Annotated in this window: 19 protein-coding genes; 11 read left to right on the top strand and 8 right to left on the bottom strand. The window is 66.6% G+C overall.

What is annotated here, in order from left to right; genetic code table 11:
* The first annotated feature begins 52 nt into the window (after positions 1–52).
* The 3 genes from secD to fabV all read left to right on the top strand — a co-directional run bounded on the left by secD (position 53) and on the right by fabV (position 4835).
* Positions 53–1909, top strand: a complete 1857-nt coding sequence (gene secD / locus M1L61_RS08880) for a protein translocase subunit SecD (RefSeq protein WP_010484504.1) — start codon at positions 53–55, stop codon at positions 1907–1909.
* Between the two features lie 16 nt (positions 1910–1925).
* Positions 1926–2906, top strand: a complete 981-nt coding sequence (gene secF, locus M1L61_RS08885) for a protein translocase subunit SecF (protein ID WP_010484505.1) — start codon at positions 1926–1928, stop codon at positions 2904–2906.
* Between the two features lie 669 nt (positions 2907–3575).
* A complete protein-coding gene (gene fabV, locus M1L61_RS08890) occupies positions 3576–4835 on the top strand; it encodes an enoyl-ACP reductase FabV (protein WP_248854588.1) in 1260 nt (419 codons plus the stop codon).
* 114 nt (positions 4836–4949) lie between these two features.
* Here fabV and M1L61_RS08895 read toward each other — a convergent pair whose 3' ends face one another.
* From M1L61_RS08895 to M1L61_RS08905, 3 genes are all read right to left on the bottom strand, one after another.
* Complete coding sequence (locus M1L61_RS08895; protein WP_248854589.1) at positions 4950–7019, bottom strand: EAL domain-containing protein; 2070 nt, start codon at positions 7017–7019, stop codon at positions 4950–4952.
* A gap of 91 nt (positions 7020–7110) precedes the next feature.
* Positions 7111–8295: an NAD(P)/FAD-dependent oxidoreductase gene (locus M1L61_RS08900; protein WP_197646834.1), complete on the bottom strand. Its 1185-nt coding sequence runs from the start codon at positions 8293–8295 to the stop codon at positions 7111–7113.
* Entirely contained in the window at positions 8292–8840 is a 549-nt protein-coding gene (locus M1L61_RS08905; protein ID WP_043403207.1) for a YaeQ family protein, read from the bottom strand. The genes M1L61_RS08900 and M1L61_RS08905 overlap by 4 nt, the downstream gene beginning before the upstream one ends.
* A 124-nt stretch (positions 8841–8964) precedes the next feature.
* Here M1L61_RS08905 and M1L61_RS08910 point away from each other — a divergent pair, with 124 nt between their 5' ends.
* Positions 8965–9843 carry a pseudouridine synthase gene (locus M1L61_RS08910; protein WP_241872504.1) on the top strand — a complete coding sequence of 293 codons (879 nt, stop codon included), beginning with the start codon at positions 8965–8967 and terminating at the stop codon, positions 9841–9843.
* A 6-nt stretch (positions 9844–9849) separates the two neighbouring features.
* On the opposite strand, the gene M1L61_RS08915 is transcribed toward M1L61_RS08910, so the two are convergent.
* Entirely contained in the window at positions 9850–10338 is a 489-nt protein-coding gene (locus tag M1L61_RS08915; protein WP_248854590.1) for a YaiI/YqxD family protein, read from the bottom strand.
* Between the two features lie 302 nt (positions 10339–10640).
* Here M1L61_RS08915 and M1L61_RS08920 point away from each other — a divergent pair, with 302 nt between their 5' ends.
* From M1L61_RS08920 to M1L61_RS08935, 4 genes are all read left to right on the top strand, one after another.
* Positions 10641–10850 carry a cold-shock protein gene (locus tag M1L61_RS08920; protein ID WP_004153307.1) on the top strand — a complete coding sequence of 70 codons (210 nt, stop codon included), beginning with the start codon at positions 10641–10643 and terminating at the stop codon, positions 10848–10850.
* 185 nt (positions 10851–11035) lie between these two features.
* On the top strand, positions 11036–11725 hold the full coding sequence (locus tag M1L61_RS08925) for a glutathione S-transferase (RefSeq protein WP_010484523.1): 690 nt from the start codon (positions 11036–11038) through the stop codon (positions 11723–11725).
* Positions 11726–11757: 32 nt separating this feature from the next.
* A complete protein-coding gene (locus M1L61_RS08930) occupies positions 11758–13323 on the top strand; it encodes a protein adenylyltransferase SelO (protein WP_248854591.1) in 1566 nt (521 codons plus the stop codon).
* A gap of 611 nt (positions 13324–13934) precedes the next feature.
* Complete coding sequence (locus M1L61_RS08935; RefSeq protein ID WP_197577345.1) at positions 13935–14471, top strand: adenine phosphoribosyltransferase; 537 nt, start codon at positions 13935–13937, stop codon at positions 14469–14471.
* Positions 14472–14549: 78 nt separating this feature from the next.
* Here M1L61_RS08935 and dbpA read toward each other — a convergent pair whose 3' ends face one another.
* A complete protein-coding gene (dbpA, locus tag M1L61_RS08940) occupies positions 14550–15926 on the bottom strand; it encodes an ATP-dependent RNA helicase DbpA (RefSeq protein WP_248854592.1) in 1377 nt (458 codons plus the stop codon).
* A 113-nt stretch (positions 15927–16039) separates the two neighbouring features.
* Positions 16040–17119, bottom strand: a complete 1080-nt coding sequence (locus tag M1L61_RS08945; protein ID WP_248854593.1) for a YeiH family protein — start codon at positions 17117–17119, stop codon at positions 16040–16042.
* Positions 17120–17221: 102 nt separating this feature from the next.
* On the opposite strand from M1L61_RS08945, the gene M1L61_RS08950 reads away from it, so the two are divergent.
* Positions 17222–18097 (top strand): LysR family transcriptional regulator, encoded by an 876-nt coding sequence (locus M1L61_RS08950; RefSeq protein ID WP_049454745.1) that lies wholly within the window; start codon positions 17222–17224, stop codon positions 18095–18097.
* Between the two features lie 346 nt (positions 18098–18443).
* Positions 18444–20327 carry an ATP-binding cassette domain-containing protein gene (locus M1L61_RS08955; protein ID WP_010484548.1) on the top strand — a complete coding sequence of 628 codons (1884 nt, stop codon included), beginning with the start codon at positions 18444–18446 and terminating at the stop codon, positions 20325–20327.
* A 242-nt stretch (positions 20328–20569) separates the two neighbouring features.
* Here M1L61_RS08955 and M1L61_RS08960 read toward each other — a convergent pair whose 3' ends face one another.
* A complete protein-coding gene (locus tag M1L61_RS08960) occupies positions 20570–21031 on the bottom strand; it encodes a cytochrome c (protein WP_019661289.1) in 462 nt (153 codons plus the stop codon).
* Positions 21032–21040: 9 nt separating this feature from the next.
* A complete protein-coding gene (locus M1L61_RS08965) occupies positions 21041–21430 on the bottom strand; it encodes a c-type cytochrome (RefSeq protein ID WP_005413034.1) in 390 nt (129 codons plus the stop codon).
* 206 nt (positions 21431–21636) lie between these two features.
* On the opposite strand from M1L61_RS08965, the gene M1L61_RS08970 reads away from it, so the two are divergent.
* Positions 21637–22788: a MexH family multidrug efflux RND transporter periplasmic adaptor subunit gene (locus tag M1L61_RS08970; protein WP_010484552.1), complete on the top strand. Its 1152-nt coding sequence runs from the start codon at positions 21637–21639 to the stop codon at positions 22786–22788.
* Positions 22789–22790: the final 2 nt, after the last annotated feature.

Here is a 22790-nt window from a genome sequence, read left to right on the forward strand (position 1 = left end):
TTTCCGATGCACAACCGCGGCGCCGGGGATGGCGCCGCGCGGGACCCAAGCAATGCTCGAATTTCCACGCTGGAAGTACGTCGTCATCCTGATCGTACTGGCGCTCAGCGCGCTGTACGCGCTGCCCAACATCTACCAGAAGGACCCGGCCGTCCAGATCACCGCCAACCGTGGCGGACAGGTCGACGACGCGCTGCGCGACCGTGTGCTGGCCGACCTGAAAAAGGCCGGTGTGGACGCCCTCGGTGCCGAGAAGGAAGGGGAGAGCCTGATCGTCCGCCTGCCGGACCTGAAGGCGCAGTCCGCTGCCAGCGACGCCCTGCGTGACACCGTCGGCGAGAAGTACACCGTGGCCCTGAACCTGGCCTCGACCGTGCCGGACTGGCTGGCCAACCTCGGCGGTCGCCCGATGGTGCTGGGCCTGGACCTGCAGGGCGGCGTGCACTTCGTGCTGCAGGTCGACCAGAAGGCCGCGCTCGACAAGCGCCTGGATGCCTACACCGAAGACGTGCGCAGCACCCTGCGCGACGCCCGCATTCCGTACCAGTCGGTGGAACGCCGTGCTGACAACAGTATCGTGGCCAACCTGAGCCCGTCCGCCGGTGACGACGCCGCGCAGCGTGCCCGCACTGCCCTGGTCAAGGCGCAGCCGACCCTCGGCTACGACGTCAGTGGCAATCGCATCACGGTGACCGTGCCGGAAACCGAGATCACCCAGATCGCCAACGGCGCCATCGAGCAGAACATCAACACCCTGCGCAACCGCGTGAACCAGCTGGGCGTGGCCGAGCCGATCATCCAGCGCCAGGGTGCCGACCGCGTGGTCGTGCAGCTGCCGGGCGTGCAGGACACGGCCGAAGCCAAGCGCATGATCGGCGCCACCGCTACCCTCGAGTACCGCGCGGTGGTTGACGGCAATGCACAGGACGCCATCAACTCCGGCCGCATTCCGCCGGAAGCGAAGGTCTACCAGCGTCGTGATGGCGGTGGTCCGGTCCTGCTGAACAAGCGCGTGATCGTCACCGGTGACCAGATGGTCGGCGCGCAGGCGGTGACCGATTCGAACAGCGGCTCTCCGGCGGTCAGCGTGACGCTGAACAATGTCGGCGGCCAGCGCATGTTCGACTTCACCAGCGCCAACGTGAACAAGCCGATGGCGGTGGTCTACACCGAGCGCGTGCCGACCGTGACTGTTGTCGACGGCCAGGAAGTGCGTGGCTTCAAGGTCAACGAGGAAGTGATCTCGGTGGCCAACATCAACGGCGTGTTCGGCAAGAACTTCCAGACCACCGGCCTTCAGAAGAAGGAAGCCGAGGACCTGGCCAAGCTGCTGAAGTCCGGCTCGCTGGCCGCGCCGATGGACTTCGTCGAAGAGCGCGTGGTCGGCCCGAGCCTGGGTGCCGAGAACGTCAAGAACGGTATGCGCGCGGTGGTGTTCGCCTTCCTGTTCACCCTGGTGTTCTTCAGCGTCTACTACCGTATGTTCGGCGTGATCACCTCGATCGCGATGCTGTTCAACCTGCTGATCGTGGTGGCGGTGATGTCGCTGTTCGGCGCGACCATGACCCTGCCGGGCTTTGCCGGCCTGGCGTTGTCGGTCGGCCTGTCAGTGGACGCCAACGTGCTGATCAACGAGCGTATCCGTGAAGAACTGCGTGCCGGCGTGCCGGGCAAAACCGCGATCGTGACCGGTTACGAGCGTGCTTCGGGCACCATCCTCGACGCCAACCTGACCGGCCTGATCGTCGGTGTGGCGCTGTTTGCATTCGGTACCGGTCCGCTGAAGGGCTTCGCGCTGACCATGATCATCGGTATTTTCGCCTCCATGTTCACCGCGATCACCGTGTCGCGTGCGCTGGCGACGCTGATCTACGGCCGTCGCAAGAAGCTCCAGAACGTGGCCATCTGACGGGACGACACGCACAATGAAACTGTTTCCGCTGCACATCCTCCCGAACGACACCAAGATCGACTTCATGCGTTGGCGCCATGTCGCCATGGCAGTCACCATCGTGGTGTTCCTGGCGTCGATCAGCATCATCGCGTTCAAGGGCTTCAACTACGCGCTGGACTTCACCGGCGGCACCCTGATCGAAGCCCGCTTCGACAAGGCGGTGGACGTCGAGCAGGTCCGCACCAAGCTCGAGCAGAATGGCTTCGACGGCGCCCAGGTACAGAGCGTCGGTGGCAACACCGACCTGCTGATCCGCCTGGCGCCACACGGCGAGCATGCTCCGGGCACGGGTGCTGCCGCCACCGAAGACAAGGCTACCGCTGCCGCTGTAGTGAAGGCACTGTCCACGGCTGATAATCAGGCAACCGTACTGCGCAACGAGTTCGTCGGCCCGCAGATCGGCAAGGACCTGGCGATGAATGGCCTGTACGCCACCATCTTCATGCTGGCCGGCTTCCTGATCTACATCGCCGTGCGCTTCGAATGGAAGTTCGCGGTCACCGCCAGCATCGTGGCCATGTTCGACCTGATCGTGACGGTGGCTTACGTGTCCCTGCTGGGCCGTGAGTTCGACCTGACCGTGCTGGCCGGCCTGCTGTCGGTGATGGGCTTTGCGATCAACGACATCATCGTGGTCTTCGACCGCGTCCGCGAGAACTTCCGCAGCCTGCGCGTGGACTCGATGGAAGTGCTGAACCGTTCGATCAACCAGACGCTGTCGCGTACGGTGATCACCGCAGTGATGTTCTTCCTGTCGGCACTGGCCCTGTACATGTACGGCGGCAGCTCGATGGAAGGCCTGGCCGAGACGCACATGATCGGTGCGGTGATCGTGGTGCTGTCCTCGATCCTGGTGGCGGTGCCGATGCTGACGATCGGTTTCCTGCGCGTGAGCAAGCAGGACCTGTTGCCGAAGGCGAAGGACGTCGAGGCCCTGGCCCGTCGCCCGTAAGCGTTCGCGCTGCACGCAATGCACAGAGAACCCCGCGCAAGCGGGGTTTTTTGTTGGCAGGGCTGGTACGCGTCATCGCATGCGCGCTGTCGCTCCCACGCTTCGCTGCGCGAACCGTGGGCCCCACTTACCAGCTCCCAGACCCCCGCCGCTTCGCGGCCGCCCCCTGACTCAGGGGGCTCTGCCCCAGATCGTTTCCTGCGGCTGTTGGTAGGTGTCGACCTTGGTCGACACACCTGTCAGATATCGAATGAGTCATCCACGCATGGCGTGGATCTACCGTGTCGACCAAGGTCGACACCCACCAGAGCAGAATGCCGTCCTGACAGATCGCGGAAATCTGTCGAAAGCGGGGTGGGTCCGGTTGAGGGGCGTGAGCCGCATGGATGCGGCGACCGAGCTTACATGGACGTACTTGCAGCGTCCCCCTCAACCGGACCCACCCCGCCCACCCCCAGGAACCCAGCTTTTGACGTTGCTCTGGCTCTGGCCGTTGCTCAGGCCTCTGCGGGTGCAGGGTGCAACCCTGCAAAAGAAACACCACCCTACGGCAGCGTCGGTTGTGCATTCGGCCCCCGCGCACTACGATCCTGCGGTTCGCGCGCGCATGCGCGCACCCATATTCCTGCTGAGCGCCCCGCGCGCCGCATCTGCCAACCCGAGGTATCCATGGTCATCAAACCGCGCGTCCGCGGCTTCATCTGCGTCACCACCCACCCGACCGGCTGCGACGCCGCGGTCAAGCAGCAGATCGACTACATCCGCGCGCGCCCGCCGATCCAGAACGGCCCCAAGCGCGTGCTGGTGATCGGCGCCTCCACCGGCTACGGCCTCGCTGCGCGCATCACCGCTGCCTTCGGCAGTGGCGCCGCGACCCTGGGCATCTTCTTCGAACGCCCGGGCAGCGAGACCAAGCCGGGCACGGCCGGCTGGTACAACTCGGCCGCGTTCCACAAGTACGCCGACGAAGCCGGCCTGTACGCCAAGAGCATCAACGGCGATGCCTTCTCCGATGAAGTGAAGGCCAGGGCCATCGAGATGATCAAGGCCGATCTCGGCCAGGTCGATCAGGTCGTCTACAGCCTGGCGGCGCCGCGCCGCAAGCACCCGAAGACCGGTGAAATCATCAGCTCTACGCTGAAGCCGATCGGCGAGCCGATCACGCTGCGTGGCCTGGATACCGACAAGGAAGTGCTGACCGAGACCCATCTGCAGCCGGCCACCCCGGAAGAAATCGCCGGTACCGTCGCGGTGATGGGCGGTGAGGACTGGCAGATGTGGATCGACGCGCTGGCCGATGCCGGCGTGCTGGCCAACGGCTGCACCACGACCGCCTTCACCTATGTGGGCGAAGAGATCACCCAGGCGATTTACTGGAACGGCTCGATCGGCGCCGCCAAGAAGGATCTGGACAACAAGGTGCTGGGCCTGCGCGAGAAGCTGGCGAAAATTGGTGGCGACGCGCGCGTGTCGGTGCTGAAGGCGGTGGTCACCCAGGCCAGCTCGGCCATTCCGACCATGCCGCTGTACCTGTCGCTGCTGTTCAAGGTAATGAAGGAGAAGGGCACCCACGAAGGCTGCATCGAGCAGTTGGATGTGCTGTACGACATCCTATACGGCGGCAAGGCCGACGGCGTGGCGATCGATCGCCTGCGCCACGACCTGGTCGATGGCGAGGGCCATACCGTTGCGCTGGTCGATGAGGAAGGCCGCCTGCGTGCCGACTACAAGGAAATGGCGGCAGACGTGCAGGGCAAGGTAGTTGCGCTGTGGCCGCAGGTGACCAACGAGAACCTGTACGAGATCAGCGATCTGGCCGGTTACAAGGCCGACTTCCTGCGCTTGTTCGGCTTTGGCGTGGAGGGCGTCGACTACGAGGCCGACGTCAACCCGGACGTGAAGATCGACAATCTGGTCGACATGACCTGATCAACGAAAAGGCCGGCGAAAGCCGGCCTTCTCGTTTGTGTAGAGCCGAGCCATGCTCGGCTGCTCTTCGCTTGAGTCCCGCAGCCGAGCATGGCCCGGCTCTACAGAGAGGCGTCAACCAAACTCGAAACCCATCTCCGGCAACGCCGGACCGACGAAGTCGCCCTGCACGTAATCCACGCCGGCACTGAACAGCAGGGTCATCGAGTTGGCATCGCTGACGAACTCGGCGATGGTGCGGATGCCGGCTTCCTGCGCGCGCGCGGTGATCTGGCTGATGCGGTCGATGTTTTCTCGGGTGGCGGCCAGATCGCTGGTGAAGCCGCGGTCCAGCTTGAGGAACTGCGGCTGGAAGTGGGCCAGCAGCTGGAACGAATCCAGCCCCGATCCGAACTGCTCCAGGCCGATGCGGCAGCCCAGCGGCGCCACTTCGGCAAGGAACTGCTGCGCACTGCGCAGATGGGTGAACACCTTTGCTTCCGGCGCATGCAGCCACAGCCGTTCGCCGGGCACGCCCTGTGCCTGCAGTTCCCGACGCAGGGTGGCGATCATCTGCGGGTCGTCGAACGACTCTGGTGTCACCTTCACCAGCATCTGCGTGGCATGGCCTTCGCGTGCACGTTGGCCCAGCACAGCGATCGCCCGTGACACCACCCAGCGGTTGATGTCGGCCAGCAGGCCGTGTTCCTCCGCGATGCCCAGGAACGCAGTCGGGCTCAGCAGTTCACCATTGTGCTCAAGGCGCAGGTAGGCCTCATACAGCTCCAGCGACCCCCCCTGCAGGTTCAGCACCGGCTGGTAGTGCAGCTGGAAGCCATCACCGGCCAGTGCTTCACGGATTCGGGTGACCCAGCGCAGCACGCGTTCTTCCTCCACGCGGTCGGCAGCGGCCGGGTCGAAGATGCGGCAGGTGTTGCCCAGTTCGGCGGCGGCCTGCGTGCATTCGCTGGCGCGTGCCAGCACCTGGCCGATGCTGGCGATCTTCTCGCCCACCTGCACGCCACCGATGCTGACCGTTACCGTGGCCGAACGCGCGCCGATGCTGAAGACGTGTGCGGCGTAGGCTTCGCGGATGCGCTCGGCCAGTGCCACGGTCTGCGCGTAGGGCCCGGCCTGCAGCACGGCGAAATTGTGTTCGCCGAAGCGGGCCAGCTGCGCGTCCTCGCCAACCACCTCGGCCAGCAGGGAGGCGAGGGCGCCGATCAGGATGTCGGCCGAGGCCAGGCCGATATCCGGCAGCAGGCGCGCGTAGTGGTCCGGCTCGATCAGCAGCAGGCCGAACTGGCCTTCGCTGCGCCCGGCCTGGGCCACCGCGCTTTCCAGCTGCAGCATGAAGGTCGGTCGGTTGAGCAGGCCGGTGACCTGATCGCGCTGGCGCAGGTCCTCGACCTCGCGCGCCAGTTCCGGGTCGAATTCCATGCGGCGGCGGAGTACCACCTGCAGGCAGGATTCGCCCTCGTAGGTGGCGGGGGTGAATTCCATCGTTGCCGGGAACGCGCTGCCATCCTCGTGGCGCGCGTCAAGCTGATACTGCGGCGGCGGCGCCTCGCCACGGCTGAGGCCCTTCAGCAGCTGCTTGAAGCCTTCCACATGCTGGGCGGCGACCATGTCCAGCAGCGAGATGCCTTCGATATCGTCGAAATGCTCGTAGCCGAACATCTCCAGATAGGCGTCGTTGGCGCGGATGTGCATGCCTTCATGCACGTAGGCGATGGGGTCGCGCGAGGAAGCGATCAGGGCATCGCAGCGGCGCTCGGTCTCGCGCATCTGCGCCTCGATGCGGCGCAGGCCACGACGCGCCTGCAGGTCCACCCACTGATCACGGACCACGGCGAGCAGGTGCTCGGAACGCTGGCGCAGGGCGAGGGCACGGATGCCGTGGCTGCTGGCTTGTACCAGCTCGTCCTCGTCGATGCGTTCGGCCAGCAGCACCAGCGGAATGTCCTTGCCGCTGGCAGCAATATGCTGGGCCACCAGTGGCAGCGGGATCCCCTGCGAGGGCGAAGCCAGCACCAGGTCGATGGCCTGGCTGGCCAGCACCTGGGACAGCTCGGCAGCATCCTGCGGGCGCCACGGACGCACCGCGATGCCGCTGTTGCGCAGGGTGCTGACGATGGCCTCGGCGTTCTCGCCGCTGTCATCGACGATCAGCAGGCGGATGGTGATGTCGTTCGCGTTCTGCATGCACTGCTCCCCAATCTGCAAATCTAGATACACGATGCGCGCCGAACCGTCCATGCGCGCACCCCTTGCACGCATCGAACGGCGATGTGGTTCACACCACGCCACCGGCCGCGTGGCCGCTGGCCCAGGCCCACTGGAAGTTGTAGCCGCCCAGCCAGCCGGTCACATCCAGCACCTCGCCGACGAAATGCAGGCCGGGTACGCGCTTGGATTCCATCGTCGAAGACGAGACCTCGGCGGTGTCCACGCCGCCGAGCGTGACCTCAGCGGTACGGTAGCCCTCGGTGCCACTGGCCACCAGCGGGAACGCGCCCAGCAGCTGCGCGGCCTGGCGCAGCACCGGCTCGTCCAACTGGCGCACGGGCCGGTCGGGCAGCCAGTGTTCGCACAGCCGCTGTGCCAGCCGCTTCGGCAGTACCTCGCCCAGCACCGTGCGCAGTTCGGCGGCGGGTCGTTCGCGCTTCATCTGGCGCAACCACTCGCCGGCATCCTGGCCGGGCAGCAGGTCCAGCTCCAGCGCATCGCCGGGTTGCCAGAACGAGGAGATCTGCAGGATCGCCGGGCCACTCACGCCGCGATGGGTCAGCAGCATGAAGTTCTGGAAGCTCCTGCCGTTGCAGCGCGCCTCGATCGGCAGGGCGACACCACTCAGATCGGCCAGCCGTTCCTGGTGCTTGCCGCTGAGCGTCAGCGGCACCAGCCCTGCGCGGGTCGGCAGCACCTGGTGGCCGAACTGTCGGGCCACTTCATAACCAAAGCCGGTGGCACCCATGCTGGGAATGGACAGGCCGCCGGTGGCAACCACCAGCGAGGCGCAATGGAACAGGCCATGGGTGGTATGCACGCGGAAGCCATCGCTGCCGTGCTCGATGCGCTGCACGCTGCACTCGGTGCGCACCTGCACGCCGGCCGCCTGGCATTCGTCCACCAGCATCTTCACGATCTGCTTGGACGAGACATCGCAGAACAGCTGGCCCAGCTCTTTTTCGTGATACGCGATGCCGTGCTTGTGCACCAGCTCGATGAAGTGCCAGGGTGTGTAGCGCGCCAGCGCCGACTTGCAGAAGTGCGGGTTGGCCGACAGGAAGTTGGCCGGGGTGGTGCCGGTGTTGGTGAAGTTGCAACGGCCACCGCCGGACATCAGGATCTTCTTGCCGACCTTGTTGGCATGGTCGATCACCTGCACCTGGCGGCCGCGCTGGCCAGCCGTGATTGCGGTCATCAGCCCGGCCGCGCCGGCGCCGATGACCACCACATCGCAACGGATGGTGCTCATGCCTTGGCGCGCTTGCGCCAGTTCGGGATCACGTCGAGCTGGATCTGGTCGTTGAGCAGCTGCACTTCGCCGTCCTGGATCAGCACGCTCCAGCGCATGGCGCGCTGGATCTGCTGGCCCCACAGTTCGACGAAGGCACCATCGAGGTCGACCACCGACAGGTTGTCGAAGCGCGCCAGGCCCTTGCTCTGCTTGCTCCACCAGATGTCCGAAGCGTTGCCGCCGTAGTTCACCACCTGCACCTGGCGGCTGCGGTTGCTGGCCTTGCGGATGCGCGATTCGTCTGGATGGCCCAGGTCGATCCATTGCAGGATGTCGCCGGTGTAGTCGTGCTCCCACAGGTCCGGCTCGTCATCGGTACTCAGGCCGCGGCCGAATTCCAGGCGGTCGCCGGCGTTCAGCGCGAAGGCGAGCAGGCGCACCATCAGGCGATCGTCGGTCTCGGACGGGTGCTGGGCCAGGGTCAGGTTGTGGGTCACGTAGTAGCCGCGATCCATGTCGCTGATCTGCAGTTCGGCCTTGCGGATGGTGGCGGTGAGAGCCATGGGGGGTCCGTGGACTAAAGACGACAATGATAGAGGTTTGCTCCAGAGGTGTCCGTTGCCGGTCTGTCTGCGCAGCGTCAACGGTGGCACTCTTGCGCTCTTTCCTGCCGCAGGAGTGCCACCTATGATCCTGCCCAGCCGCCTGCAGCTGCCGCCCGGCCACTGGCGCAGCCTGCTCGATGGCCTGTGTGCGCGCTTCCCGCGCATCGACCGTGCGCAGTGGCAGGACCGCTTCGCCCGAGGCCGTGTGCAGGATCCGCAGGGCAGGGCACTGGCGCCGGACATGCCCTGGCAGGTGGGGTTGGAAATCCAGTACTTCCGCGAGGTGGCCGACGAACCGGTGATTCCCTTCGCCGAGACCATCCTGCATCTGGATGCGCACCTGCTGGTGGCGGACAAGCCGCACTTCCTGCCGGTGACGCCGGCCGGTGGCTATGTGCGCGAAACCCTGCTGGCGCGCCTGGTCGTACGCACCGGCAACACCGAACTGGCGCCGTTGCACCGCTTGGACCGGCTGACCGCCGGCCTGGTGCTGTTCTCGACCCAGGCAGCCACGCGTGATGCCTATCAACGGCTGTTCCGCGAACGGCGCATCGAGAAGACCTATGAGGCGCTGGCACCGGCGCTGCCCGGGCTGGCGTTTCCGTTGCAGCGGGACAGCCGCCTGGTGCCGGGGGAGCCATTCTTCCGCATGGCCGAAGTGCCGGGCGAGCCCAATGCGCGCAGCCGGATCGAGCTGATCGAGGCTGAAGGGCCGGTCTGGCGCTACCGGCTGCTGCCGGAAACCGGCCGCAAGCACCAGCTGCGCGTGCACATGGCGGCGCTGGGCGCGCCGATCGAGGGCGATGACCTGTATCCGCTGCTGAGGCCGCGCCCGGATGAAACGGTCGAGTCGCCCCTGCAGCTGCTGGCGCAGGGGCTGGCCTTCGATGACCCATTGAGCGGGGAGCCCCGGCGGTTCAGCAGCCGGCGCCGCCTGTGCCTGCCCGGCCAGGGCGGGTAGGGCCGTTCAGCGAACCGGGCGTCGGGCCAACCAGCGGTCCAGCTCGGCAGCGAACAGCTGCCGGTCGCACGGGCCCAGCGGCGGCGGGCCACCGGTCTGCACCCCGGCGCCGCGCAGCTCTTCCATGAAATTGCGCATCGACAGCCGCTCGGCCATGTTGTTCGGGGTGTACAGCTGGCCGCGCGGGTTCAGCGCCACGGCCTTCTTCTCCAGCACCAGGGCGGCCAACGGGATGTCCTGGGTGACCACCAGGTCTCCGGCGGCGACCCGCTCGACGATGGCGCTGTCGGCCACGTCCAGGCCCTGCGGCACCTGGATCGAGCGCAGCCAGCGCGATGGCGGGGTGCGGATCCACTGGTTGGCAACCAGGGTCAGCTCGATCCCAACGCGTTCAGCGGCACGGAACAGGATGTCGCGAATGACGGTGGGGCAGGCATCCGCGTCCACCCAGATGCGGGGCAGGGCGGGTTCAGCTTGGGTTTCAGCTTCAGTCATTTACCCAGTGTAGGGTAGGAAAAACCTGAATGGGGACTCGGAGTTAGGCTTGATCGGCTGCCAAGCCTTGTCACGCCTAGCGGGCAGGGTTTGCCCATGAACGTCCGGGCTATCGCTTTTTGCAGAAAACACGCGTATCGTTCGACCCACTGTGTTTGCTAGGGTCACCGTGAATCGTGGCCTGGTGCAGTTGATCTCACGATCCGCTCATCGATCCGCTTTACCAACGCCTGCAACTCAGTCTCGGCCCCGATACCCGGTGGCTGCGATTTTTTTCAACATGTGTTTCAGGAGTTAGTCAAATGTCTGATCGTCAGACCGGCACCGTCAAGTGGTTCAACGACGCCAAGGGCTTCGGCTTCATCACCCCGGAAAGCGGCCCGGACCTGTTCGTGCACTTCCGTGCCATCCAGGGCACCGGCTTCAAGACCCTGCAGGAAGGCCAGAAGGTTACCTTCATCGCCGTCCAGGGCCAGAAGGGTATGCAGGCTGACCAGGTGCAGGCGGTCTAATCCGTCTGCTACCGTTTGGTAGCCAGAACGCCGGAAGCGAAAGCTTCCGGCGTTTTTTGTTGCCTGCTGTTCTGTAGCGTCGAGCCATGCTCGACTGCTTTCCAAAGGCAGTCGAGCATGGCTCGACACTACATGGGGCATGCACTGCTCGCGGTACGATGCGGGCCTCCCCAAGGATCATCCCCATGCGCATCGTCCATCACCTGGAAAACTCCCGTTCCCTGCGTGTGCTGTGGATGCTGGAGGAGCTGGGGCTGGACTACGAACTGCGCCGCTATCCGCGCGATCCGAAGACGCTGCTGGCGCCGCCGGAGCTGCGCAACGTGCACCCGCTGGGCAAGTCGCCGGTACTGCAGGATGGCGAGCTGGTACTGGCCGAGTCCGGTGCCATCCTCGACTACCTCGCGGATCGCTATGACACCCAACGCCAGCTGTCGCCGTCACCGATGCCGGCCGATGGCGCCGAGCGCATCGCCTACCGCTATTGGTTGCACTACGCCGAAGGCTCGGCGATGCCGCCGCTGCTGCTGACCCTGGTGATGGGCCGCATCCGCAACGCGCCGATGCCGTTCTTTGCCCGTCCGATCGCGCGCAGTATCGCCGACAAGGCCGAACGTGGCTTCATCGGCCCACAGCGGCGCCTGCACCTGGACTGGATGGAGCGCCGCCTGGCCGAAAGCCCGTGGTTTGCCGGTGAACGCTTCAGCGCGGCCGACATCCAGATGAGCTTCCCGATCCAGGCTGCGGCCGCGCGCGGCGGTGGTCTCGACGACAAGCCGGCACTGCGTGGCTTCCTCAAGCGTATCGGTGAGCGACCCGCCTACCAGCGTGCCGAGGCCCACGGCGGCCACCTGCAGGCGCTCAGCGGCAATTGAGGAGGGCGGCCGTCGCCCCCATCTTCAGCACCATGGATACCGACAGCCCCCGTTTCAACAACCGCCTGCTGCAGACCCTGCCGGGCGATCCCGAATCCGGCCCGCGCCGGCGCGAAGTGCTGGGTGCGGCCTGGTCGCCGGTGATGCCGACCCCGGTGACGGCGCCCACGTTGCTGGCCTGGTCGCCGGATGTTGCCGCGATGCTTGGTTTCGATACCGCTGAAGTCGAAAGCGAAAGCTTCGCGCAGGTGTTTGGCGGAAACGCGCTGTACGCCGGCATGCAGCCTTGGGCGGCCAACTACGGCGGCCATCAGTTTGGTCACTGGGCCGGCCAGCTCGGCGACGGTCGCGCGATCTCGCTGGGTGAACTGGTCGCGCCCGATGGCCTTCATTGGGAGCTGCAGCTGAAGGGGGCGGGGCCCACGCCGTACTCGCGCGGCGCCGATGGTCGCGCGGTACTGCGCTCGTCGATCCGCGAGTTCCTGTGCAGTGAAGCGATGCACCACCTTGGCGTGCCGACCACGCGTGCGCTGTCGCTGGTTGGTACCGGCGACGACGTGGTGCGCGACATGTTCTACGACGGCCATCCGCGTGCAGAGCCCGGCGCCATCGTATGCCGCGTGTCGCCGTCGTTCCTGCGCTTTGGTTCCTTCGAGCTTCCGGCATCGCGCGGGGAAACCGCACTGCTGCAGCATCTGGTTGATGCCTGCATCGCCCGCGACTTCCCCGAACTGCAAGGGCAGGGTGAGGCGCTGTATGGCGACTGGTTCGCGCAGATCGCGGTGCGCACCGCCGAGATGATCGCGCACTGGATGCGCGTCGGCTTCGTGCATGGCGTGATGAATACCGACAACCTGTCCGTTCTTGGTCTTACGCTCGACTACGGTCCCTATGGCTGGGTCGAGGATTTCGATCCGGACTGGACGCCGAACACCACCGATGCGCAGGGTCGCCGCTACCGCTTTGGCACCCAGCCGCAGGTGGCGTACTGGAACCTGAGCCGATTGGCACAGGCGTTGTCACCGTTGTTTGCCGATGTCGAACCATTGCAGGCTGGATTGGCTGCATACCAGTCCACCTTCGTGGCCTGCACGCGCCGCGATGCCGCAGCCAAACTCGGCCTGGCTGCGGCAGATGATGAAGACCTGCAGCTCTACCTGCGCTGGCAGCAGTTGATGCAGGACGGGGGTATGGACATGACCCTGGCCTGGCGTGCGCTGATGCGTATCGATCCGGTGGCACCGGATGTGGCGCTGCTGGATGCGGTGTACTACGACGAGGCGCGCCAGCAGGCGGTGCAGGCGCCGTTGCAGCAGTGGCTGCAGGACTATGCGGTGCGGTTGCAGGCCGATCCGCTGTCGGCCAGCGAACGCCTGGCGAAGATGACAGCGGCCAACCCGCTGTACGTGCTGCGCAACTGGCTGGCCCAGGAAGCCATCGATCGCGCGGAGCAGGGCGACCTCGGCGGTGTTCATGTGTTGCAGGACGTACTGCGCAATCCATACACCGAGCGTGCCGGTCTGGAACACTTCGCCAGCAAGCGCCCGGCGTGGGCCGACAATCGCGCCGGCTGCTCGATGCTGTCCTGCAGTTCCTGAGGGTAGGTTTCGGCAGGGCTGCGCCCTGCACCTGCAGAGGCAAGGGCCGAATCCAAAGCCAAAGCCAAAGCCAAAGCGGCGTTGGATTGCTGATGGTCTGGTGGGGCGGTGTGGGGCTGCAGGACACGCCGTAAACCCGTCCCTGGGGGCTCGATGGCGCCATCCATGGCGCCAACGGTCCTGCAGCCCCACACCACCCCACCTCCGACAGATTCCCGCTGCTGTGGGTAGGTGTCGACCTTGGTCGACACGGTCGATCCACGCCATGCGTGGATGCTTTTCGTTCAATTCTCGAAATATTCGATCTCGATTGAGATTCATCCACGCATAGCGTGGATCTACGACAGATCGCAGGAATCTGTCGAAGGCGGGGTGGGTCCGGTTGCGGGGGCGTGAGCCGCATGGATGCGGCGACCGAGCTTACATGGACGTACTTGCAGCGCCCCCCGCAACCGGACCCACCCCGCCATCCCTCGGAATGCGGCTTTTGTTTTCGCTTTTGCTTGCGCGGTGGCCTCTGCAGGTGCCGGGCGCAGCCCGGCCGACACCCCCAACAGGCAGCCGGCGCCCGGAACAGGTACCCTATGCCGCCATCAGACAACCAACGTGACATGACCGACGCCCTCGTCGCTCCGCAGTGGGCCTCCCGCCTGCGCGACATCGCCGACTTCCCCAAGCCCGGCATCCTCTTCAAGGACATCATGCCGCTGCTCGCCCATGGCGAGGACTTCCGCGGTGCCATCACCGCGATGGCCGACCGTTGGCGCGACCAGAATCTGGACGCGGTGATCGGTATCGAATCGCGTGGTTTCATCCTCGGTGCCGCCATGGCGCTGGAACTGGGCGTGGGCTTCGTGCCGGTGCGCAAGCCGGGCAAGCTGCCGGGTCAGGTGCTGCGCGAGGAATACACGCTGGAATACCGCAGCGACTGCATCGAAGTGCACGCCGATGCCCTGCCGGCCGGTGCCCGCGTGGCGATCATCGACGACGTGCTGGCCACGGGCGGCACGCTGGTCGCCGCGTTGTCGCTGGTGCGCCGCCTGGGTGTCGAGGTGGTGGGTGCCGGCGTGCTGGTCGAGCTGGACGGCCTCGGCGGCCGCGCACGCTGGGAAGCGGACCTGCCGCTGCACACCGAACTGGTGTTCTGAGTCTGTCGCCGGGCGTGGCCCGGCGCTACACACGGCATGCAGGTAGTGCCGGGCCATGCCCGGCGACTACCTTGCCAATCACATCATCCGCACGCGGAAGCGACGGCCCTTGATCTTGCCGGCTTCCAGCCTGGCCACGGCCTTGTTGGCCTGCTCTCGGGCGATCGCCACGTAGGAGCGGGTCGGGAAGATCGCGATCTTCCCGATGAACTTGGCTGACAGGCCGGCATCACCGGTCAGCGCGCCAAGGATGTCGCCCGGGCGCAGCTTGTCGGTCTTGCCACCATCAATGCGCAGGGTGCGCATCGCGGCCTGCGGCAATACGGCCGGGCGCGAGGTCGCCAGCGGCGTCTTCTGCCAGTCCAACGGCTGCCCCATCTGCGCTTCGATGGCTTCGGCGCGGGTCTTCTCACGGCCGGCCACCAGGCTGATCGCCAGGCCGCTGGCACCGGCACGGCCGGTACGGCCCACGCGATGCTGGTAGCTCTCTACGTCGGTCGGCAGCTCGTAGTTGATCACCGCCGCCAGCTCTTCCACGTCCAGGCCACGTGCGGCCACGTCGCTGGCCACCAGCACGTTGCAGCTGCGGTTGGCCAGCAGCAACAGCACTTCCTCGCGGTCGCGCTGCTCCATGTCGCCATGCAGGGCGAGCGCGGAGAAGCCGAACTGCTGCAGGGAATTCGCAACCTCGTCCACGTCCTTGCGGGTGTTGCAGAACACCACCGCTGATTCCGGCGTGTACTTCAGCAGCAGGCCCGCCAGCGCCTTCTGGCGGTGCGCCGGTTCCACCTCGCAGAACAGGTGGCGGATGGCCGGCGCCTGATCGGCGCCTTCCACGGTCACTTCCACCGCGTCGCGCAGCAGGTCACGCGCCATGGCGCGGATGCTGTCGGGGAAGGTGGCGGAGAACAGCAGGCTCTGGCGGTCCTTGTGGGTGCGGCCGGCGATCTCGCGGATCGGCTCCTCGAAGCCCATGTCGAGCATGCGGTCGGCTTCGTCCAGCACCAGCGTGCGCACCGCGCCCAGGTTCAGCGCGCGCTTGCGTGCCAGCTCCTGCACGCGGCCGGGTGTGCCGACCACCACATGCGGGTCATGGCCTTCCAGCGACGCCAGCTGAGGGCCCAGCGGCACGCCGCCCACCAGCAGCAACAGCTTCAGGTTGGGGATGCCGGTGGCCAGCTTGCGGATCTGCTTGCCGACTTGGTCGGCCAGTTCGCGGGTCGGGCACAGCACCAGTGCCTGCACGCGGATCAGGCTGGGGTCGATGGCCTGCAGCAGGCCCAGGCCGAAGGCGGCGGTCTTGCCGCTGCCGGTCGGCGCCTGTGCGATCACATCGCGGCCATCCAGAATGGCCGGCAGGCTCTGCGCCTGCACGGGGGTGAGGGTGGTGTAGCCGAGGGCATCCAGGCCGGGCTGCAGGGCCGGGCTCAGCGGCAGGGTCGAGAAGTCAGTCATGGCGCATTGTACCCGTCCGGTCGCGCGCGGCTGCCCTTTGTAGAGCCGAGCCGATGCTCGGCTGCTTCACCTCTGAAGCCGAGCGTCGGCTCGGCTCTACATCGGGGGTAGGCTCAGCCCAGCACCGCCAACACGCCCTGATGAATCGCCAGGCAACCGAACAGCAGCCAGGCGAACAGGATCAGCGCCAGCAGCAGCGGCTTCAGGCCGGCCTGGCGCAGCGCCGAGACGTGGGTGGTCAGGCCCAGCGCGGCCATCGCCATCGCCAGCAGCACGGTATCCAGCTGCACCAGCCCGGCCTGCAGGCCAGCCGGCAGCAGATGCAGCGAGTTGAAACCGGCCACCGCCACGAAACCGAAGGCGAACCACGGCACCACGATGCGCGCCTTCCTGCCGTCGGCGCTGGCCTTGCCGCCACGCGCCAGCCACAGCGACAGCGCAACCAGGAACGGCGCCAGCAGCATCACCCGCACCATCTTGGTGATCACCGCCGTATCAGCCGCCGCTTCATTGACCGCACGGCCTGCCGCCACCACCTGTGCGACTTCATGCACCGTCGCACCGGTGAAAAGGCCGTACTGCCGCGCATCCATCGCCAGCCAGCCGTGCGACTGCACCAGGGCATACAGCGCCGGGTACAGGAACATCGCCAGCGTGCCGAACACCACCACCGTCGACACGGCCACCGTGACCTGTGCCGCGCGGCCACGCACCACGGGTTCGGCGGCCATCACCGCTGCCGCGCCGCAGATCGCGCTGCCAGCACCGATCAGCATCGCTGCCTCGCGCTCCATCTTGAACACGCGCACACCCAGCCAGCAGGCCAGGCCGAAGGTGCTGGCGACCACCAGCACGTCCATCAGCACGCCGCTGACGCCGACGTGGCCGATGTCCTGGAAGGTCAGGCGCAGGCCGTACAGCACGATGCCGGCGCGCAGCAGCCAGTGCTTGGAAAAGCCGACACCGGCCGCGCTGCTCGGCGCCAGCCGCGGGTAGAGGGTGTTGCCGATCACGATGCCGGCGACGATGGCCACGGTCAGCGCACTCAGGCCGTGTGCCTGCAGCCACGGCAGCTCGGCCAGGTACAGCGACGCCGCTGCGATCAGGCCGACCAGCAGCAGGCCGGGCAGGCGCGGCTGCCAGCGTTGGCGCAGGGCGGGCAGGGACCAAGGGGAGAGGGCGGGGGCGTTCATGGCACGGGCAGCGCTGGAGAGATGGGGCAAGCGTGCGCCTGAGACGATTACCTGTAAAACAAATAATATAGGTGAAACCTACCCATCAAGAAGGTAAGTGCCATGCGCCTGACCTTGCGCCAGCTGCAGGTCTTCGTCGCCATCGCCGATCACGGCAGCACTACCGCCGCCGGCCAGGCCATCGCGCTCTCGCAATCCGCCAGCAGTGCCGCCCTGCAGGAGTTGGAAGCCCACTTCGGCACCCCGCTGTTCGACCGCATCGGCCGCCGCCTGGCGCTGAACGGGCACGGCCGCGCACTGCTGGAGCCGGCGCGTACTTTGCTGGTCAACGCCGCCGATCTGGAGCGGCAGCTGGCCGCCGGCGGCGACCCGTCGCAGGGCGCGCCGCTGCGGCTGGTGCTGGCGGCCAGTACCACCATCGGCAATTACCTGCTGCCGCCACGCATCGCCGAACTGCTGCGCCAGGCGCCACAGGCCGAGGTTGATCTGCGCATCGACAACAGTGCCGGCGTTGTCGCCGCCGTGCAGCGCCTGGACGTCGACGCCGGCCTGATCGAAGGCCCGTGTCACGAACGCGGCCTGCAGGTGACCGCCTGGCAGCAGGATCCGCTGGTGATCGTCGCCGCCGACGACGCTCCGCCGCGCTGGACGCTGGACGAACTGCGCCGCGCCCGCTGGCTGCTGCGCGAGCCCGGCTCGGGCACCCGCGAGGCGGTGGAGCAGGCGTTGTTGCCGCATCTGCGTGGCTTCGCCCAGACCCTGCAGCTGGGCAATACCGAAGCGATCAAGCAGGCCGCCATCGCCGGCCTCGGCCTGGCCTGCCTCTCGCGCCACGCGCTGGAAGAGCCGCTGGCGCTGGGCCACCTGCGCGTGCTGGACACCCCGCTGCCTCCCCTGCAGCGCACGCTGTGGCTGGTGCGCCACCCGGGCAAGCAGTGGCTGCCGGGGTTGCAGGCGTTGCTGGGGCAGGTGGAGTAATCCATCAGACCCCCAGTCGAGTCCATCCATCGACACTTCTTGTAGCGCTCATCCACGCATGGCGTGGATCGACCGTGTCCACCAAGGTCGCCACCTACCAGAGCAGAATGCCGTTCCGACAGATCGCAGAAATCTGTCGAAGGCGGGATGGGTCCGGTTGCGGGGGTGTCCGCGGCATGGATGCCGCGGCCAAGCCCCCAGGGACGGGTTTACGGCGTCCCCCGCGACCGGACCCATCCCGCCATCCCACAGGAAACCAGCTTTTGACGTTGCTTTGGCTGCGGCGGTTGCCTCTGCGGGTGCCGGGTGCAACCCGGCCGACGCCCCCAACCCGTACAATATCCGGATGCCTCTGATTACTCTGCAGAACGTCGACTTCAGCGTCGGCGGCCCGTTGTTGCTGGAAAAGGCCGAACTGTCGATCGAGCCGGGCGAACGCATCGCCCTGATCGGCCGCAACGGCGCCGGCAAATCCACCCTGCTCAAGCTGCTGTCCGGCGACCACAAGCCCGATGACGGCGAAGTCCGCGTGCAGCAGGGCGTGCGCGTCACCCGCCTGGAGCAGGAAGTGCCACACGGCGCCGCCGGCTCGGTGTTCGACGTCGTCGCCGATGGCCTCGGCGAACTGGGCCAGTGGCTGGCCGAATTCCACCACCTCAGCCATGCCGAGGTGTTCGATGGCGAAGCCCTCGGCAATGTGCAGGCCAAGATCGACGCCGCCAACGGCTGGGGCCTGGACCAGCGTGTCAGCGAAACCCTGACCAAGCTCGACCTGGACGGCGAGGCCGAGTTCGGCCGCCTGTCCGGCGGCATGAAGCGCCGCGTGCTGCTGGCCCGCGCGCTGGTGTCCAGCCCGGATGTGCTGCTGCTGGACGAACCGACCAACCACCTCGACATCGAAGCCATCGACTGGCTCGAAGCGTTCCTGAAGGGCTGGAGTGGCAGCGTGGTGTTCGTCACCCATGACCGCCGCTTCCTGCGTGCGCTGGCCACCCGCATCGTCGAGATCGACCGCGGCCAGGTCACCAGCTGGCCGGGCGACTGGGCCAACTACGAGCGCCGTCGCGAGGAACGCCTCAACGCGCAGGCGCAGGAAAACGCACGCTTCGACAAGCTGCTGGCGCAGGAAGAAGTGTGGATCCGCCAGGGCATCAAGGCCCGTCGTACCCGCGACGAAGGCCGCGTGCGCCGCCTGAAGGCGATGCGCACCGAGCGTTCGCAGCGCCGCGATCTCAGTGGCAACGTCAAGATGGAAGCCGCGCAGGGCGTCAGCTCCGGCAAGAAGGTCATCGACGTCAAGGACATTTCGTTCGCCTTCGGCGAGCGCACCATGGTCCGCGATTTCACCACGACCATCCTGCGTGGCGACCGCATCGGCCTGATCGGCCCCAACGGCAGTGGCAAGACCACGCTGCTGAAGCTGCTGCTGGGTGAACTGCAGCCGGCCAAGGGCGAAGTCAACGCCGGCACCAACCTGCAGATCGCCTATTTCGACCAGTACCGCGCGGTGCTGCGCGAAGACTGGAGCGCGATCGAGAACGTGGCCGAAGGCCGCGATTTCCTCGAGTTCAACGGCAAGCGCAAGCACGTGCATGCCTACCTGCAGGACTTCATGTTCACCCCGGAACGTGCGCGCGCACCGATCACCCGCCTGTCCGGTGGCGAGCGCAACCGCCTGCTGCTGGCCAAGCTGTTCGCGCAGCCGTCCAACCTGCTGGTGATGGACGAACCGACCAACGACCTCGACGTGGAAACCCTGGAGCTGCTGGAAGAGCTGCTGGGCGACTACACCGGCACGCTGCTGCTGGTCAGCCACGACCGTGACTTCATCGACAACGTGGTGACCTCCACGCTGGTGATGGAAGGCGATGGCGTGATTGGCGAGTACGTCGGCGGCTACAGCGACTGGCAGCGCTATGCAGCCAGCATCGCAGCGCCTGCTGCGGCTCCGGCAGCCAAGCCGGCGGTTGCTGCGCCGGCCACCCCGACGGCCGCAGCTCCGGCCGCACCGAAGCGCAAGCTGGCCTACAAGGAAGCACGCGAACTGGAGCAGCTGCCGAAGACCATCGAGAAGCTGGAAGGCGATGTCGAAGGGCTGACCTCGGCGATGAACGATCCGTCGTTCTACACCCGCAGCAGCGCCGAAGTGACCGCGCACACCCAGCAGCTGGCCAAGGTGCAGGCCGAGCTGGATGCCGCGTACGCACGCTGGGAAGAGCTGGAAGGCTGAGTATCGGCCGGCGCCAGCAGTGCGCCGATTGATGTAGACCCGAACCCGCGTTCGGCTCATCGTGATCTGACCTGAGAGCAGCCGAGCGTAGGCTCGGCTCTACCGAGGCATGCCAGCAGACGTTGTAGAGCCGAGCCCACGCTCGGCTCGTAGATCCACGCCATGCGTGGATGTCTGCATCAGTGCGGACCATGGTCCGCACCCAACAAAGCGGATTCCACACCCACCGGGGGGGCTGGGAGTCATTTGACCCCGTGCAGATCCCGCAACTGGCTCGGCCGGCTACCGAAATACGCCGCCAGATCGGCGATGTCCTGATCACTGAGGTCCTTCGCCTGCGGCGTCATCAACATGTGCTGGCGGTCACCGGCACGGTAGGCCTGCAGGGCGTGCGCCAGATAGTCGCCGTACTGCCCTCCCAGCTTCGGATAGGTCGGGTCGATCGGCGCATTGCCGTCAGCCCCGTGGCAGTCGATGCAGCTCTGGTTGGTGGCCTTGCCCTTCACCTTGGCGCGGGCTTCACCGGCGGCCTCGCGGCCTGCGGGCAGGCCGGCCGAAGAAGAAGAGCCGTGTTCGCCGCTGGCATGGCCCGGGTCGGCGGCGGATTTCTCGCTGTTTTCCACCTGCGACTGCGAACAGGCCGCCAGCAGCAGGGCAACGGACAGGGCGATGGCGTGACGCATCGGATGCGCGGCTTTCGACATGGGCGGGCCTTACTTGACGGTGGACAGGTAAACAGAGAGATCGGCGATCTCCTGTTCGCTGAAACTCATCGACTGCGCCTGCATCGTCGGATGCCGGCGCTTGCCCTGGCGGTATTCGGTCAGGGCCTGGGCCAGGTACTGCTGGGTCTGGCCGCCGATCTTCGGCACCCGGTAGCTGGGGTAGGCGTTCTTGTAGCCGGTGATCCCGTGGCAGCCCTGACAGGTGTAGGCCAGGACACGGCCATTGTCGAAGTTGCCGGTGGGGGCGGCGGGCGCCGGGGCAGCGGCGGGAGCCGGGGCCGGGGCCGGTGTGGCAGGAGCAGGAGCGGGCTGTGCGGCGGCCCCAAGGGGCAGGAGGACGGCCAGAGCGAGACAAGCGGCGAGCGGCTGCGGGCGCATGGTGTCGTTTCCGGGGATTCGGGTCTGGTCGTTCCGGCGTGGGGTACGGAACGACCCGAGTATAGCCCCAGGTTTCATCTAGCTGAAATGGGGGGCGGGCCGACCAGTGGCGTGAAGGCACCATGACCTTTGGGATATGGTGTTGCCGTGAAGTGGTGCATTACTTTGCTACCACACCTGTCCACGCATCCTCCAGGGACCTGACGATGTCGCACCCAACCTTCCTGTCCGGCCGTCGCAGCGGAATCTGCGCTGCCGCACTGCTGATCTCCACCTCCCTGCTGCTGGGCGGTTGCGCCGCAGGGCCCAATTCCGAAGCCAAGGCCGCCGAGACCAAGGAGGAGAAGAAGGTCGACGCGGTCCCGGTCGAAGTGGCCGTGGCCAGCCACCGTGCCGTCGCGGCCAGCTACACCGGTACCGCCGCGTTGGAACCACGCGCCGAATCGCAGGTGGTCGCCAAGACCTCCGGCGTGGCGCTGGCGGTGCTGGTCGAGGAAGGCCAGCGGGTGACCGCTGGCCAGCCGCTGGTGCGCCTGGACCCGGACCGCGCACGCCTGGCCGTGGCGCAGAGCGAAGCGCAGATGCGCAAGCTGGAAAACGACTATCAGCGTGCACAGAAGCTGGTCGTCCAGCAGCTGGTCAGTGCGGCCAGCGTTGACCAGCTGCGCTACGACCTGGAAAACGTCCGTGCGCAGTACCGCCTGGCCACGCTGGAACTGTCCTACACCACGGTGGTGGCGCCGATCTCCGGCGTGATCGCCTCGCGCTCGATCAAGACCGGCAACTTCGTGCAGATCAACACGCCGATCTTCCGCATCGTCGACAACTCGCGGCTGGAAGCCACGCTCAATGTGCCCGAGCGCGAGCTGGCCACGCTGCGCGCCGGCCAGCCGGTGACACTGGCTGCCGATGCACTGCCGGGGCAGAGCTTCACCGGCACCGTCGACCGCATCGCGCCGGTGGTGGATTCGGGCAGCGGCACGTTTCGCGTGGTCAGCGCCTTCGATGGCGCCGCGCATGCGCTGCAGCCCGGCATGTTCGGCCGCATCCGCATCGATTACGACCAGCGTGCCGATGCGCTGGTGGTGCCGCGCCTGGCGCTGCTCGACGACGGTGAGCCGGCGGTGTTCCGGGTGCGCGAAGGCAAGGTCGCACGCGTTCCGGTCAAGCTGGGTTACGCCGAGGGCCCGTGGGTGGAGATCCGTGATGGCCTGGCGGCCGGTGATCAGGTGGTCACCGCCGGCAAGGTCGCGCTGCGCGACGGCACCGCAGTGCAGGTGATCGCCGATCCGAAGGCAAAGGCGAAGACGGTCGCAGCGGCCGCCAAGCCGGCAGACAAGGCCGGGAGCAAGCAATGACC

The sequence above is a fragment of the Stenotrophomonas sp. NY11291 genome (assembly GCF_023277365.1).
Classification (GTDB): Bacteria; Pseudomonadota; Gammaproteobacteria; order Xanthomonadales; family Xanthomonadaceae; genus Stenotrophomonas; species Stenotrophomonas geniculata.